Source organism: Vibrio sp. McD22-P3, from assembly GCF_021568915.1.
In the GTDB taxonomy this organism is placed as follows: domain Bacteria; phylum Pseudomonadota; class Gammaproteobacteria; order Enterobacterales; family Vibrionaceae; genus Vibrio; species Vibrio mediterranei.
This window is the reverse complement of record NZ_JAKGTN010000018.1, coordinates 29,309-43,181: the sequence shown is the minus strand read 5'-3', so window position 1 is coordinate 43,181 and position 13,873 is coordinate 29,309. Positions and strand designations below refer to the sequence as shown.

The 13,873-nt window shown below is 45.5% G+C and carries 12 protein-coding genes; 5 read left to right on the top strand and 7 right to left on the bottom strand.

What is annotated here, in order from left to right:
• Positions 1-226 precede the first annotated feature (226 nt).
• The 3 genes from L2W36_RS19805 to ftnA all read right to left on the bottom strand — a co-directional run bounded on the left by L2W36_RS19805 (position 227) and on the right by ftnA (position 2,527).
• Positions 227-1,414, bottom strand: a complete 1,188-nt coding sequence (locus tag L2W36_RS19805; RefSeq protein WP_038228672.1) for an NAD(P)/FAD-dependent oxidoreductase — start codon at positions 1,412-1,414, stop codon at positions 227-229.
• Positions 1,415-1,606: 192 nt separating this feature from the next.
• Positions 1,607-1,930 carry a universal stress protein UspB gene (uspB, locus tag L2W36_RS19800; protein ID WP_006072092.1) on the bottom strand — a complete coding sequence of 108 codons (324 nt, stop codon included), beginning with the start codon at positions 1,928-1,930 and terminating at the stop codon, positions 1,607-1,609.
• A 69-nt stretch (positions 1,931-1,999) separates the two neighbouring features.
• The gene (gene ftnA, locus L2W36_RS19795; protein ID WP_006072091.1) at positions 2,000-2,527 is read right to left on the bottom strand and encodes a non-heme ferritin; all 528 of its coding nucleotides are present in this window, start codon (positions 2,525-2,527) and stop codon (positions 2,000-2,002) included.
• A 365-nt stretch (positions 2,528-2,892) separates the two neighbouring features.
• Here ftnA and uspA point away from each other — a divergent pair, with 365 nt between their 5' ends.
• Both uspA and L2W36_RS19785 read left to right on the top strand, forming a co-directional pair.
• Positions 2,893-3,318: a universal stress protein UspA gene (uspA, locus tag L2W36_RS19790; RefSeq protein WP_006072089.1), complete on the top strand. Its 426-nt coding sequence runs from the start codon at positions 2,893-2,895 to the stop codon at positions 3,316-3,318.
• Positions 3,319-3,423: 105 nt separating this feature from the next.
• Positions 3,424-4,302 (top strand): carboxylate/amino acid/amine transporter, encoded by an 879-nt coding sequence (locus L2W36_RS19785; protein WP_171390103.1) that lies wholly within the window; start codon positions 3,424-3,426, stop codon positions 4,300-4,302.
• Between the two features lie 19 nt (positions 4,303-4,321).
• Here the strand turns inward: L2W36_RS19785 and L2W36_RS19780 are convergent, their stop codons facing one another.
• Together L2W36_RS19780 and L2W36_RS19775 are read right to left on the bottom strand one after the other, a co-directional pair.
• Complete coding sequence (locus L2W36_RS19780; protein ID WP_006072086.1) at positions 4,322-4,837, bottom strand: hypothetical protein; 516 nt, start codon at positions 4,835-4,837, stop codon at positions 4,322-4,324.
• Between the two features lie 131 nt (positions 4,838-4,968).
• Positions 4,969-5,748, bottom strand: a complete 780-nt coding sequence (locus L2W36_RS19775; protein ID WP_236111272.1) for a class I SAM-dependent methyltransferase — start codon at positions 5,746-5,748, stop codon at positions 4,969-4,971.
• Positions 5,749-5,896: 148 nt separating this feature from the next.
• Between L2W36_RS19775 and asnC the strand changes: the two genes are divergently transcribed.
• Complete coding sequence (gene asnC / locus L2W36_RS19770) at positions 5,897-6,358, top strand: transcriptional regulator AsnC (RefSeq protein WP_006072083.1); 462 nt, start codon at positions 5,897-5,899, stop codon at positions 6,356-6,358.
• Positions 6,359-6,531: 173 nt separating this feature from the next.
• On the opposite strand, the gene L2W36_RS19765 is transcribed toward asnC, so the two are convergent.
• Complete coding sequence (locus L2W36_RS19765) at positions 6,532-9,285, bottom strand: cation-translocating P-type ATPase (protein ID WP_236111271.1); 2,754 nt, start codon at positions 9,283-9,285, stop codon at positions 6,532-6,534.
• Between the two features lie 549 nt (positions 9,286-9,834).
• Positions 9,835-11,877, bottom strand: a complete 2,043-nt coding sequence (gene prlC / locus L2W36_RS19760) for an oligopeptidase A (protein WP_236111270.1) — start codon at positions 11,875-11,877, stop codon at positions 9,835-9,837.
• Between the two features lie 199 nt (positions 11,878-12,076).
• On the opposite strand from prlC, the gene L2W36_RS19755 reads away from it, so the two are divergent.
• Positions 12,077-12,916, top strand: coding sequence for a 23S rRNA (adenine(2030)-N(6))-methyltransferase RlmJ (locus tag L2W36_RS19755; RefSeq protein WP_006072078.1), 840 nt, complete (start codon positions 12,077-12,079; stop codon positions 12,914-12,916).
• Between the two features lie 217 nt (positions 12,917-13,133).
• On the top strand, positions 13,134-13,832 hold the full coding sequence (locus tag L2W36_RS19750; protein WP_236111269.1) for a glutathione S-transferase family protein: 699 nt from the start codon (positions 13,134-13,136) through the stop codon (positions 13,830-13,832).
• The last annotated feature ends 41 nt before the right edge of the window (positions 13,833-13,873 follow it).

Below are 13,873 nucleotides of genomic sequence, written 5' to 3'. Positions count from 1 at the left end.
AGGTACACTATACGAGCTTTGTTAGAGATTTTTTTTACCTTATTTACTATCAAAAACCAAAATTGGAGAATTATTTTCTCCAATTACCTCTTTAAAAGTAAGGTCTTTTAAGTGCATCACATTTTTAGATAGGATAAAGAGAGTTGAAGATGAGAGTTAGTACACGATGGGCTTCTCTAAATGTGTAGAAGCCCAACGAGAGAGAATGCTGAATAAGGATGGTTAATTAAACATGCTGACCAGCTACAAAACCGGAAGACCAGCACCACTGGAAGTTGTAGCCACCAAGCCAGCCTGTGACGTCCATGACTTCGCCAATAAAGAACAAACCTTGGATCGATTTGCATTCCATCGTTTTAGAAGAGAGATGATCGGTATTCACACCGCCAAGCGTCACCTCAGCCGTTCGATACCCTTCAGTGCCATTCGGTGCGATTTTCCAGTGCTCTAATGCTTCGCGAATTGCCACCAACTCTTTGGCGTGGTACTGCTTCAATGGTTTGTCTGCAAATACTTTGCGCTCAATAAGCACTTCCACTAAACGTTTAGGAAGCACACGTGCCAGAGTATTCTTCAAGCTTTGATTTGGATGCTTTTCCAACGAACGAGCAAGCAGTTCATCAATATCCGCTTCTGGAACTAGGTTAACCGACACACTTTGACCCGGCTTCCAGAAAGAAGAAATCTGTAGCACTGACGGTCCAGACAGACCACGGTGAGTAAACAGCAAGGCTTCTTTAAACAAAGTGCCGTCATTAGCGGTAATCTCCGCAGGTACCGCAATACCCGATAGCTCCGCGAAATCCTCTTTGTCTTCCTTGTGCAGAGTAAATGGCACTAAACCCGCAGTTGTAGGTTTTACTTCGAGACCAAACTGCTCAGCAATCTTATAACCAAACGGGGTTGCCCCCAGTTTAGGCATCGATAACCCACCAGTAGCGACAACCAATGATTCACATTCGATAACATCAGTATCAGCGTGCAAAGAGAAACCGGACTCCGTCTTCTCAATACTGTGTACGTCGGTTTGATAGCCGAAGCGAATATTCGGTGTTTCACATTCTGACAGCAGCATCTTGACGATATCTTTTGCCGACTCTAAACAGAACAGTTGGCCGTGATCGCGCTCTTCAAACTCAATGCCGTATTTGCTCACCATGGCAATAAAATCCCAGTTGGTATACTGAGACAGGGCCGATTTCACAAAGTGTGGATTGCTACACAGATAGTTACTGGCAGAAACGTCGTAGTTGGTGAAATTACATTTACCACCACCAGAGATAAGAATTTTTCGACCTGGTTTTTTGGCGTGATCAAGCACGAGCACACTACGCCCACGTTTTCCCGCTTCTGCTGCACACATTAAACCTGCAGCACCAGCACCAATAACAACCACATCTACTTTTTGACTCATCACGACGTTCCGACAAGAATTTCAATAAAAAAAGGATGTGCTGATTGCACATCCTTTCGACAATTTGGCGCTATTTTAGCGACTTCATTAAATAAAGCCAACTCCCCGGAGCCATTAGCCCGGTTCGCGACAACGCCTTATCCTTGTGTTACCTCAATCTCACCTTATAAAAGGTGCCGTAATGCTTTGTCGTTAAAGCAAAAATCCAGCAAACAAGGTGACACCAATAAGCGCACAGCAAAGTACAAACAGCTCACGCACTCTGTCGCACTTTCCGGTAAACACTGGATCGTGGTGGTGGAGGTATTCTTTAGTTTTGAGATAGTGATACAGTCTCACTTGCTTCGACATATTGCCGTGCGCCGTAAAGAAGCCTCGTCCATCCACTTGCTGATAGAGCAACGGATGCGCTTCACGCATGATGAATATAAGTGCGCGTAGTGCTGTCAGATACCTCGCCATATTGACTGAGGTAATGAGCATCAATGCTAATAGAATAGTGTCTCCACTGATCATCTTTTCCTCCCTACATCTTCCTAGACACCCAAGAGAAAAAGACGAACAGTCGACTTTTAGACGCTGAGATTACTCAGCTGGGGCGTCCATAATGGAAGAAGAACCCTCTTTTGCTAACACTGCTAAATCTTTGTCGATAAAGAATAGCGCCTGACCATTCTCACCTACGAGTTCTAGCTTATCTAAGATCCCTTTAAACAATTTTTCTTCTTCATGTTGCTCCGCAACATACCACTGAAGAAAGTTAAACGTTGAGTAGTCCTGAGCGGTGAACGCCACATGAGCAAGCTTGTTGATTCTTTCAGTAATCATCTGCTCATGCTTGTAAGTTTCACGGAACACATCGCCTAGACTTTCGAAATCATGTCTTGGAGCTTCGATGCTACCTAAAATCGGTAACGCACCAGTCTCACTCACATAAGTAAACAGTCTGTGCATGTGCTGCATTTCTTCGTCAGCGTGTTTACGAAGAAATAGCGCCGCGCCTTCAAAACCTTTGTCTTCACACCAAGCACTCATTTGTAAGTATAGATTGGATGAGAAGAATTCGAGGTTAATTTGCTCATTCAGATGCTGAACCATTGCTGGAGAAAGCATTCTAGACTCCTAATTTTATTTCAAAAGTTAACGCCACTATAACATAACTTATTGAGGAGTCTCTGATCTCAAACCCAAACTCGCAACCTGCTGGATACTCAATCGCTACTTTTGATTCTAGAAAACTTTGGCGACTTTGCTCACAATTTATTGTCTTGTTGCTGAGAATTAACTTTATGGACTCCACTTTTTCATCTCTAGCTGGCGCAAAACAGGCTCTCTGTTCAAACGCGATATATTTTTACAGGATCACGAATGACCGCCTGTAATTTGTACTTTGGATAACGATTTGAGATCACATCAACATAATTTTAAGGAGGAAAATGCTATGTTTTCCATAGTACTAACGTCAGGAGGAGTGCGTTATGAGTTATAAACATATTATGGTCGCATTAGATCTCTCAGAAGAAAGCAAAATGCTCATAGACAAGGCGGTCTCTCTCGCGAAGCCACTGGATGCAGAGGTTTCATTTATCCATATTGATGTCAATTATGCCGAGCTGTACACCGGGCTGATTGATTTAAACATGGCCGAGACACAACATCAGGCGATGGAAGCCTCGATGACTCAATTAAGAGATTTCGCAGAATACGCAGGTTACCCAATTAAGCATTCATTAGTAGGTAGTGGTGATTTAAGTAACGAGCTGCGCGATACCATTGGTGAATACAATGTCGACCTTGTGGTATGTGGTCATCACCAAGATTTCTGGAGTAAAATCCTGTCTTCGACTCGCCAGCTTATCAATACCTCACCTGTCGATATGTTAGTGGTTCCGATTAAGGACTAACTTGCAGTAAAAGGCTTCGAAAGGAGCCTTTTTTGATCCGATCTGTATTGATTCACAAAGATGTTACAATAGCTCCATCGTTCACATTAACAACATGTTTAAGCAATGGGTTATCTTTATTCTGTCACTCTGCTTTGGGCTTTTTCTTTTAGCCTAATCGGGGTCTATCTAGCGGGTCAGGTGGATTCGTGGTTCTCAGTTCTAATGCGTGTGGTGCTAGCCGCGTTAGTCTTTTTGCCTTTTACTAACTTTAGACAAGTGCCAGGAGCCTTAAAAGCCAAGCTGATGGCCATTGGTGGTATCCAACTAGGCTTGATGTATTGCTTCTACTATCAGTCCTTCTTATTGCTATCCGTACCTGAAGTGTTGCTGTTCACTGTTTTTACTCCCATTTACGTAACACTTTTCTATGATTTCCTAAAAGGACGCTTTTCTCCTTGGTATTTTATCACTGCCGCGATTGCGGTGGCTGGCGCTGCCTTTATCAAATTTGCAGGTATCAACGACAACTTCATCACGGGCTTTCTCGTGGTACAGGGAGCCAACCTCTGTTTTGCTATTGGACAGGTTGGTTATAAATATGTGATGGAGCAAGCAGACATTGAACTGCCACAGCATAGTGTGTTTGGTTACTTCTACTTTGGAGCAACCATCGTGGCAACGATCGCCTTTGCGCTGTTTGGCAGTTTTGACAAGATGCCGACCACCAGCCTGCAATGGGGCGTGCTGATTTACTTGGGTGTAATTGCATCGGGCTTGGGGTATTTCATTTGGAACAGAGGGGCGTGTCTGGTCAATGCAGGGGCGCTAGCCGTGATGAATAACTTATTGGTTCCTGCCGGGCTTATCGTCAATATTGTGATTTGGAATCGCGATGTGGATTTAGTAAAACTGTCGATTGGAGGCGGAATCATTCTGCTGTCGTTAGTGGTCAACGAACTGTGGGTGAAACCGAGAGCGGAAGCCCAGTTCAATAACGCTTAGGACTTCCATCTAGAGAAAACTAGTGCAGCTGTTCTGGCTGCACTTTAACAACCTGCTTCTCAACCACATTAGCCGCGAGCTGATACTTCTGTTCCAACTTACTCTGTTTACGAGCGAGCTTTTGGCTCTTCTTGAGTACTTTCAGCAACTTCTTCTGAGCTTTTTTCTGTGCCTTTAGGGCCTTCTTGGCTCGTTTTACCGCTTTTTTGTCCACGACGTCCATCATCTCTGAATCAATCAAATTTGCCTCTAACACTGATGTTTTGCTGACTTTTTTCTCTGAGAGCTTTTCCAACTTAGCAGGGCGAATTTGAGGCAAAGCTTCAGCAAGAACACCACATTGCTGTTGCTCGTGAACTGGCTTATTTTGACAAGAGGCAGGAGGAATCGCTGCAGGCTTGCACAGCGTTGATTTGTCCACAGAAGATCGGGAACAGGAGCGGCATAGGTATTTAGGCTCAGTGACTAATCGGTGTATTTCACCGAGGTTGTCGCTAATATCACGACGATTTAACTTACACAGACGCTTACTCATACCACTCTCCAACACCCAGACAACGAAAACAGGAATGATTCTTAGTTAGATATAACGTCTAATGCGGGCAGTTTCAAGTAACTTGCTCCAGTTACAACGAGCAAATTACTCAAATAAACAAATGAAGAGCGTTAACTCATTGATGCATTGACATAAACATCAAAACGGTTTTTTTTGGTTTCAATCGCCATTGTCGGTTTTTTCTCATCCAGCCAATTGGCGTAATCAGGACGTTTCACCACAACCCGCTTAGTCGCAAGCTTCAGAGCTGGATCCAGTAACCCATCGGCATCTGTATCAGCGCCGACCAAAGACTGGAAAACTCGCATCTCTTTTTTTACCAGAGCAGATTTTTTCTTGTTTTCTGGATGCGGGTACATCGGGTCAAGGTAAACGACATCGGGGCGTTCAAACTGGCTGTCATCGGCGAGGGAATCCAAAGCTTCCAAGCTTGATGCGTGCAACAGAGACATTCGCTCGCTGACCCACTCTCCGATTTCTTCATCCTGCTTGGCACGTGAAAGACCGTCATCAAGTAAAGCGGCCACTACCGGGTGTCTTTCTACCATTTGTACTTTACAGCCCAGAGAAGCTAGTACAAAAGCATCGCGGCCCAGACCTGCTGTTCCATCAAGAACGGTGGGGGTCGCACCTTTATTTAACCCTGCCGCTTTAGCAATAGCCTGTCCCTTGCCACCTCCAAACTTACGACGATGAGCCACCGCACCACCAGCAAGATCAACAAAGATAGCGCCTAGTTTAGGCTCATCCAACTTGCGTAGTTCTAGCCTTTCTTCAGTTAAAACCAGAGCGAACTCAGACGATTGGCACGCCGTTAAGCCCCAACGACTGGCAAGATCCAGTAGCTGTTGTTGGCGTGGCTCATGTTCGCAGATAAGTTGGATTTGCAAGATAGGCTCCGAATAAGGCTAAGGTATAGCGCGCAAGTTTACCTCAAGTCGCAACGGTGACCAATAACCGTGATCCGCACTAAGACGACCAGATGGAAATAGTGATAAGCTTTAGCCCCATCAATACGACCATAACCTAGGACTCGATATGCATGCCACTAATGGACTTGATGACCTCGACAAAGCGATCCTAAAAACACTGATGGAAGATGCCCGTCGCCCCTATGCAGAGATGGCGAAGCAATTCGATGTCAGCCCTGCCACTATCCATGTGCGCATTGAAAAGATGAAAGCCGCTGGAATTATCGAAGGTACCGAAGTGGTCGTGAATACCAAAAAACTCGGCTACGACGTGTGCTGTTTTATCGGTATTAACCTTTACGCTGCGCGTGACTACCATTCTGCACTAGAGAAACTAAATGCCTTGGATGAAGTGGTTGAAGCCTACTACACCACAGGGGCATATAACATCTTCGTGAAGCTGATGTGTCGCTCAATTGAGGAGTTGCAGCACGTGTTAATCGATAAACTGCAAGCGATTGAAGAAGTACAATCGACGGAGACATTGATCTCGTTGCAGAACCCGATTAGTCGCAATGTGAATCCTTAAGGGTTGTGTGCGCCGTATGTAGATTCCTGCGAAGCTAGCGGAATGACGGAACATTTTGAGGAAATATACTTTTAAGTCCGTCCCCCCTGCGCAGGCAGGGATCTACTCCAAAGCCCCACCAACCCAAAAAAAGGCGCTCTTTAGAGCGCCTTTTTACTATCCCAAGTGAAGGATTAAACCCACTTAGTCTTCGTTGCTTCTTTCACTGCAGACATAACCAGCGTCGGTAGTGATGCTGCCATAACGACACCGAATAAGTGACCTGCTGCTAGTGCTTCCGTGTTGAAGATTAGCTGACCTAGACCGGTATAAATAACCCCTAGCGATAGAATCGCTGACACCGCTACCGCACCTAGTAGATACGGGTTAGTGAATGGGTTTCTGCGGTATAGCGACGTAAAGGTACGTGAGTCAAATAGGTGCCATAGCTGAGCAAACACCAGCATCGCAAATGCCATTGTCTGTGCGTAGTTCGCTGAGAAACCGTTCGTCAGTGCCCAGTTAAACGCCATGTAGCTCATGCCACCTAGTGCCAGACCACGAGTCAGGATACGAGTACCTAGATGGTCACTGAAGAAGCTCTCGTTACGTTTGCGAGGCTTACGCTCCATCAGATCTTTCTCTTCTGGCTCAACACCTAGCGCTAGTGCTGGTAGACCGTCCGATACCAAGTTGATCCATAGAATCATTAGCGGTGTTAGTGGCAAGATAGCCTCTGGGCCCATCATTAAGAATGCGAACAGAATTACCGATACTTCACCAACGTTCGCTGTCAGAGCCTGACGGATGAACTTACGAAGGTTATCGAAGATTTGACGACCTTGGCGTACCGCTTTCACGATAGTGCTGAAGTTGTCATCCAGTAAGATAAGGTCACCTGAGTCTTTCGCAACCGACGTACCAGTAATACCCATGGCAACGCCAATGTCTGCGCGGCGCAGTGCTGGCGCATCATTCACACCATCACCTGTCATCGCAGCCACTTCGTTGTTGAACTGTTGAGCTTGAACGATACGTAACTTGTGCTCTGGCGTTACACGGGCAAATACCGCAACTTCTGGACAGATTTGACGAAGCTTATCATCATCCATCTCATCGAGCTCTGCACCCGTCACAACCAAGTCTTTCTCACTGCGGATGATACCGATATCACGAGCAATCGCCGCGGCAGTTAGCGCGTGGTCACCGGTGATCATTACCGTTCTTACCCCTGCTTGGCAGCAGCTTTCAATGGCATCGCGTACTTCAGGACGCGGTGGATCCATGATGCCGTATAGGCCAAGCACAGTAATGTCTTTCTCAAGCTCGCTATGGTCACGCTCAAGGTCAGCTTCAGATAACGCTTTATAGCCAACCGCTAGCGTACGTAATGCATCTTGAGCAAAGTTCTCAATCGCCGCTTCATAGTTCGCCACAATCTCTTCGCTCGGGCTTGCCGCTAGCGCTAAGTTGCCGTCTGTCGCGGTTGGTGTGTGGTCTACTGGCATACCATCAACCATAAAGCCTGCAGCATTGCGAAGAATCACATCTGGTGCACCTTTAATCGCTAGGAAATGGTTACCCTCTGGATCTTTAACAATCACTGATGCCATCTTACGAGAAGAGTCGAATGGGAACTTCTCAACAATTGAATAGCCGCCTGAAGTCAGCATCTCAGATTGGTTAAGACCCGCCTTCGCCGCCGCCACAATCAGGGCACCCTCTGTTGGATTACCACGAACCGTCGACTTGTCGCCATCCATGATGTATTCAGAGTCATTACATAATGTTGCAACCACTAGCCCTTTCATCATTTCTGGGCTTTGCTTTGCATCTGTGCTGTGCGATAGCGGCTTAAATTGACCTTCAGGGCTGAAGCCTTTACCACTTACTTCCCAGTAACGACCGCTTGCATCATACGCCTTCATTACCTGCATTTGGTTTTGGGTGAGCGTACCTGTTTTATCTGAACAGATAACTGTGGTAGAACCTAAAGTCTCTATCGCCGCCAACTGCTTAGCCAGAGCATTATTCTTCACCATACGAGTAGAACCCATGGTCAGAACAATAGTGATAACCGTAGGAAGACCTTCAGGAATAGCGGCTACCGACAGTGAGATACCTGTATTTAAGATCTCTAGCCAAGGCATGCCATAATAAAGACCAATCGCACACACTACTGCTACTACGCCAAGCGCAACTAGCATCAAAGTCTTGGCGATGGTATCCATACGCTCTTGCATTGGTGTCTTAGTTTCTTCAGTGTTCGCCATCAGGTCGGCAATGTGACCTACTTCGGTCTGCATACCTGTCGCCACAACTAAACCTAGACCCGTGCCCGACGTAACCATGGTAGTCATAAAGCCCATGTTTAACTGGTCACCAAGACCTACCGTTTCGTCGTCAATCACTTTAGCCGTTTTATCTACCGGCTCAGATTCACCAGTCAGTGCCGCTTCGTCGATAGATAGACGATTAGCTTCTAAGATACGAACGTCAGCCGCTAGGATGTCACCTGTGCTGATTTTTAAGATATCACCAGGCACGATGTCGCTTGCTGGAATATCAATCCATTCACCATCACGCTTCACTTGTGCAGACGGTGCGGCCATTTGGCGCAGCGCTTCCATCCCTTTCTGAGCTTTGAATTCTTGCCAGAATGCGATAAGCGCATTGATAAAGATGATCGCGGTAATCGCGATAGCATCCACTAAGTGTCCGGTGAAATAGGAAACAATGGCACCCACACCTAGAATGAAGATCAGTGGGTTTTTAAATTGATGAGCAAAGAGTTCAAGCGCAGATTTTCCTGCCTTTTCTTGAAGTTCGTTTTTACCGTACTGAGATTGACGCTCCGCCGCTTCTTGTGAAGACAAACCTTGCTCTGGCGCTACACCCATCATCTGCTGGGTATTCTCAACGGTTTCAGTGAACCACTTTTTAGTCATAGGGGATACTCCGAATAAATTCAGTCGACACCGGTAGAATGGCAAACCGATAAAAAGCAATCGCTGAATATAAATTTTTAAAATCTCAACGCCGTTTGCATGTTTATTAACAATTAATGCGTAAGCGATGAGTAAAAATAAATTACCCGAAACCAAATAGGCTTGTAATTAACTTTCGGAGCGCTTACATGCACTCTAGGACGATTCTTTGACTTAAAACAAACTAGTTTTTTATTCAGAGCTTAGAACTAATTATTCATTGTAAGCAGATTTTAATAACACCTAATTTTCACTGAAATAACACTTCTGTTTTTTCGAATATTGAAACTTGTTTACACGACGGACCTTGTTCAAGGTCGGAAGGTTTTGATGACGAATTATCGATTATTAATCGCTATTCAATAGTTATTCAATTGGGGAGATATATCATCTTAACGGTTTTTTCTACCCACTTAACTATTGGCTCAGCCGGTAAAATTCGCTTTCTCAACATAATAAAAAAGCCCTCAATCAAAGATTAAGGGCTCCAAATATTACTTCAATTAGATACTACGCACTGATGCCAGAATGACGTAATAGAGCATCGATCTCCGGCTCACGACCACGGAAGCGCTTAAATAGCTCCATTGGTTCTTCACTGCCACCCATTTCAAGGATGTTATTCAAGAAGCTTTGTCCGGTTTCTTTATTGAAGATGCCTTCTTCCTCAAAACGTGAATAGGCATCGGAAGACAACACTTCTGCCCACAAGTAGCTGTAGTAACCCGCGCTATAACCTCCCGCAAAGATATGACCAAAGCTGTGTGAGAAACGGTTCCATTCAAGACTTGGAAGTACGGCCACTTTCGACTTCACTTCTGCCAAGGTCTCTAGCACGCGTGCACCGATGTCTGGATCGTATTCCGTGTGCAGCGTGAAATCGAACAAACCAAACTCAAGCTGACGTAAAATAAACATCGCAGATTGGAAGTTTTTCGCCGCTAGCATTTTGTCGAGCATCTCTTTAGGTAGCGGTTCGCCTGTCTCATAGTGGCCTGAGATAAACGCAAGTGCCTCTTCTTCCCAGCACCAGTTCTCTAGGAACTGACTTGGCAGCTCAACTGCATCCCAAGGAACACCGTTAATGCCTGACACCGCCCCCGTATCAATCTTCGTCAACATATGATGAATACCATGACCTGTTTCGTGGAACAAAGTCACGACTTCATCATGAGTGAACATGGCAGGTTTACCGCCGACTGGCTTATTGAAGTTACACGTTAGATACGCCACTGGTGTTTGCAGTTCACCGTCAAGATCGGTGCGTCGTACACGACACTCATCCATCCACGCACCGCCACGTTTGTGCTCACGCGCATACAGATCAAGATAGAAGCTACCGCGCAGTGTGTCAGTGCTATCAAAAATATCGAAGAAGCGTACTGACTCATGCCAAGTGTCCACCCCTTCACGCTCTTTAATCTGCATCCCGAAGACGCGGTTTAGCACTTCAAACAGCCCGCTGACCACTTTTGATTCTGGGAAGTAAGGGCGCAGCTCCTCATTAGAGAATTGGAACAGGTGCTGTTTTTGCTTCTCACTGTAGTAAGCAATATCCCAAAGGTTTAGCTCAGTCACGCCGAACTCTTTTTCAGCAAACTGGCGTAGCTCTTCTACTTCACGCTCACCTTGAGGTTTAGCTTTAGTCGCAAGATCATTCAGGAAACCAAGCACTTGAGCAGGGCTTTCTGCCATCTTGGTCGCCAGTGACTTTTCACTATAAGTACCAAAACCAAGCAAGCGCGCGATTTCATGGCGCAGCTTAAGTTGCTCAGCGATAATCTCAGTGTTGTCCCATTTACCCGCATTTGGACCGCGATCAGAAGCGCGCGTCACGTAGGCTTCGTATAGCTCTTTACGTAGCTCTTGGTTATCACAGTAGGTAAGAACAGGAAGGTAAGACGGAATATCCAATGTCAGTAGATAACCTTCTAATTCTTTCGCCTCAGCTGCCGCTTTTGTCGCCGCGAGTGCCGATTCTGGCATACCGGCTAGCTCTTTCTCATCAGTAATGTGCTTAGTCCAACCCATGGTGGCATCTAGGACATTATTAGAGAATTGCGAGCCTAGCTCAGACATACGCTTGCTGATTTCACCATAGCGATGCTGCTCATCGGCTGGCAGACCAATACCAGACAGCTCAAAATCACGCAGTGAATCTTTGATGGTTTTCTGTTGCGCTTGGGAAAGCGTGTTAAACGCGTCACTGGCTTTGATCGCTTTGTACGCTTCATACAGCCCCTTGTGCTGCCCCACCCAAGTGCCGTATTCAGAAAGAATTGGTAGGCAGCTTTCATACGCTTCACGCAATTCATCACTGTTCATCACTGAGTTCATATGGCTCACAGGTGACCATAAGCGGCTAAGCTTGTCATCAATCTGCTCGATTGGCGCAACGACATTGTCCCAAGTCGGGTTGGTGTTACCTTCAAGCACTTCATCTATTTTAGCTCGGCATGCCTCAATCGCTTGTTCAACAGCTGGCTTCACATGCTCAGGCTTAATTTGAGAGAAAGGAGGTAAGTCGGTAAACGTCAGTAGTGGATTTGCCATGCAGCGTCCCTTTTTAGTTATTGGATTCCCTCACTTCATTGGAAGGCAAGTGAGCGTAATTAATAGATAAATGTAGTCTCGAAAGAGAAATTTCAATCCTTCGAGATTCAATTACGGTGATTCAAAACACCAACTCCTCTGCCGCTTCTCGTCAGAAGAGGTTATAATCCGTCCATTATTGTTAAACAGAGTCTTTATTTTGCTGAGCTATCGTCACAGTTTTCACGCGGGTAACCATGCCGATGTGGTTAAACACATAGTACAAAGTCTTATCCTTAATTCACTAAAAAACAAGGAAAAGCCATTCGTTTATCACGATACTCATTCGGGCGTAGGCCGTTATGACCTTACCCACGAATGGTCTGAGAAAACTGGTGAATATAAGCAAGGCATCGGTCGTATTTGGGGAAATGCCGACATTCCTGAAGATATCGCCAGCTACATTGAATCGATAGAGACACTGAACAACAGCGACACACTGCGTTATTACCCAGGTTCTCCTCGTGTGGCGCGTGCTCATTTGCGTCCTCAAGACCGTATGGTATTAACAGAATTACACCCAAGCGACTTTCCATTACTTGAGCAAGAATTCCATCGTGACCGTCAAGTCAAAATCTTTAAAGAAGACGGTTTTAAGCGCTTAAAAGGCAGCTTGCCACCAGCAGAACGCCGTGGTTTGGTCTTGATCGATCCACCTTATGAACTCGCTCGTGAATATCGTGATGTCGTGACGGCCATTGCCCAAAGTTATAAACGCTGGGCAACGGGTATTTATGCGATTTGGTACCCTGTGGTCAATCGCTATGATATCGACGATATGATTGAAGGCTTAGAAGGTCTTGGTATTCGCAAGATTTTGCAAATCGAACTTGGTGTCTCACCAGATACTAACGAACGCGGAATGACAGCTTCGGGCATGATTGTCATCAACCCTCCGTGGAAGCTAGAGCAGCAAATGAATGCCATTTTGCCGTACCTTAAAGACAAGATCGCTCCAGCAACAGGCCACTTTAAAGTGGAATGGATTGTCCCAGAATAATTTTGGGGAAACACATTCAATCTCAAGAAAAGGCGTAATCAATTGTTTTAAAGCAATATTGCGCCTTTTTTAATTGCGCTTATTTTAGCTCTCAAGAAAATATTTCGACTTTTTTGAAATTATTTTCGTCTTTCTTTCTCCTCCCGCGTCTTACTAGTGAAAGTACCGAAGCCAAGTGCAATGTGTACACCCTAATAGCCTAGTGAGGAAAACTCAGATGATTAAGATGGTTAGCTTTAAGATTTGTCCTTTTGTTCAACGTGTCACGGCGGCACTGGAAGCAAAGCAGATACCGTACGAGATTGAATACATCAGTTTAAAATACAAACCACAATGGTTCCTAGATATCTCACCCAATGGTCAGGTACCCGTGATGATCACGGAATCAGGGACTGCTTTGTTTGAATCAGACGCCATCATTGAATACATCGAAGATGAATACGGCCCGATTGAGCAAGGCGTAAGTAACGAACAGCGCGCACTCGATCGTGCATGGAGTTATTTAGGCTCTAAACACTACCTTGCGCAATGCGGCACAATGAGCAGCAAAGATAAAGAGACCTTTAAAGAACGTGCGGAAAAGCTGATTAAAGCATTCCAAAAGGCAGAGAACCAGCTATCTGGCAACACCAAGTTCTTCAAGTCGGACACCTTCAGCAATGTTGATATGGCGTGGTTACCACTCTTGCATCGCGCTGCGATTGTTAAAGCGCATTCAGGTTATGATTTTTTCTGCGGACTGCCAAAAATGCAAGCGTGGCAACGCAACATCATGGAATCAGGATTGGTCGAGAAGACCGTCTCTAGCGACTTTGAAACGCGGTTTGCTGATTTCTACCTAACTAATACTTACCTTGCTACTGGAAAAGACGTACAGGCTAAACAAGATTGCTCAACATCAAGCTGTTGTGGCTAAGCGACTTTTATAGAGGGCGTAATGCCCTCTTATCTCGTCAT

What these genes read in the sequence shown, in the direction of transcription:
- L2W36_RS19805 (WP_038228672.1), bottom strand. Translation starts at nt 1,414, where the DNA reads ATGAGTCAAAAAGTAGATGTGGTTGTTATTGGTGCTGGTGCTGCAGGT.
- uspB (WP_006072092.1), bottom strand. Translation starts at nt 1,930, where the DNA reads ATGATCAGTGGAGACACTATTCTATTAGCATTGATGCTCATTACCTCA.
- ftnA (WP_006072091.1), bottom strand. Translation starts at nt 2,527, where the DNA reads ATGCTTTCTCCAGCAATGGTTCAGCATCTGAATGAGCAAATTAACCTC.
- uspA (WP_006072089.1), top strand. Translation starts at nt 2,893, where the DNA reads ATGAGTTATAAACATATTATGGTCGCATTAGATCTCTCAGAAGAAAGC.
- L2W36_RS19785 (WP_171390103.1), top strand. Translation starts at nt 3,424, where the DNA reads ATGGGTTATCTTTATTCTGTCACTCTGCTTTGGGCTTTTTCTTTTAGC.
- L2W36_RS19780 (WP_006072086.1), bottom strand. Translation starts at nt 4,837, where the DNA reads ATGAGTAAGCGTCTGTGTAAGTTAAATCGTCGTGATATTAGCGACAAC.
- asnC (WP_006072083.1), top strand. Translation starts at nt 5,897, where the DNA reads ATGCATGCCACTAATGGACTTGATGACCTCGACAAAGCGATCCTAAAA.
- L2W36_RS19765 (WP_236111271.1), bottom strand. Translation starts at nt 9,285, where the DNA reads ATGACTAAAAAGTGGTTCACTGAAACCGTTGAGAATACCCAGCAGATG.
- prlC (WP_236111270.1), bottom strand. Translation starts at nt 11,877, where the DNA reads ATGGCAAATCCACTACTGACGTTTACCGACTTACCTCCTTTCTCTCAA.
- L2W36_RS19750 (WP_236111269.1), top strand. Translation starts at nt 13,134, where the DNA reads ATGATTAAGATGGTTAGCTTTAAGATTTGTCCTTTTGTTCAACGTGTC.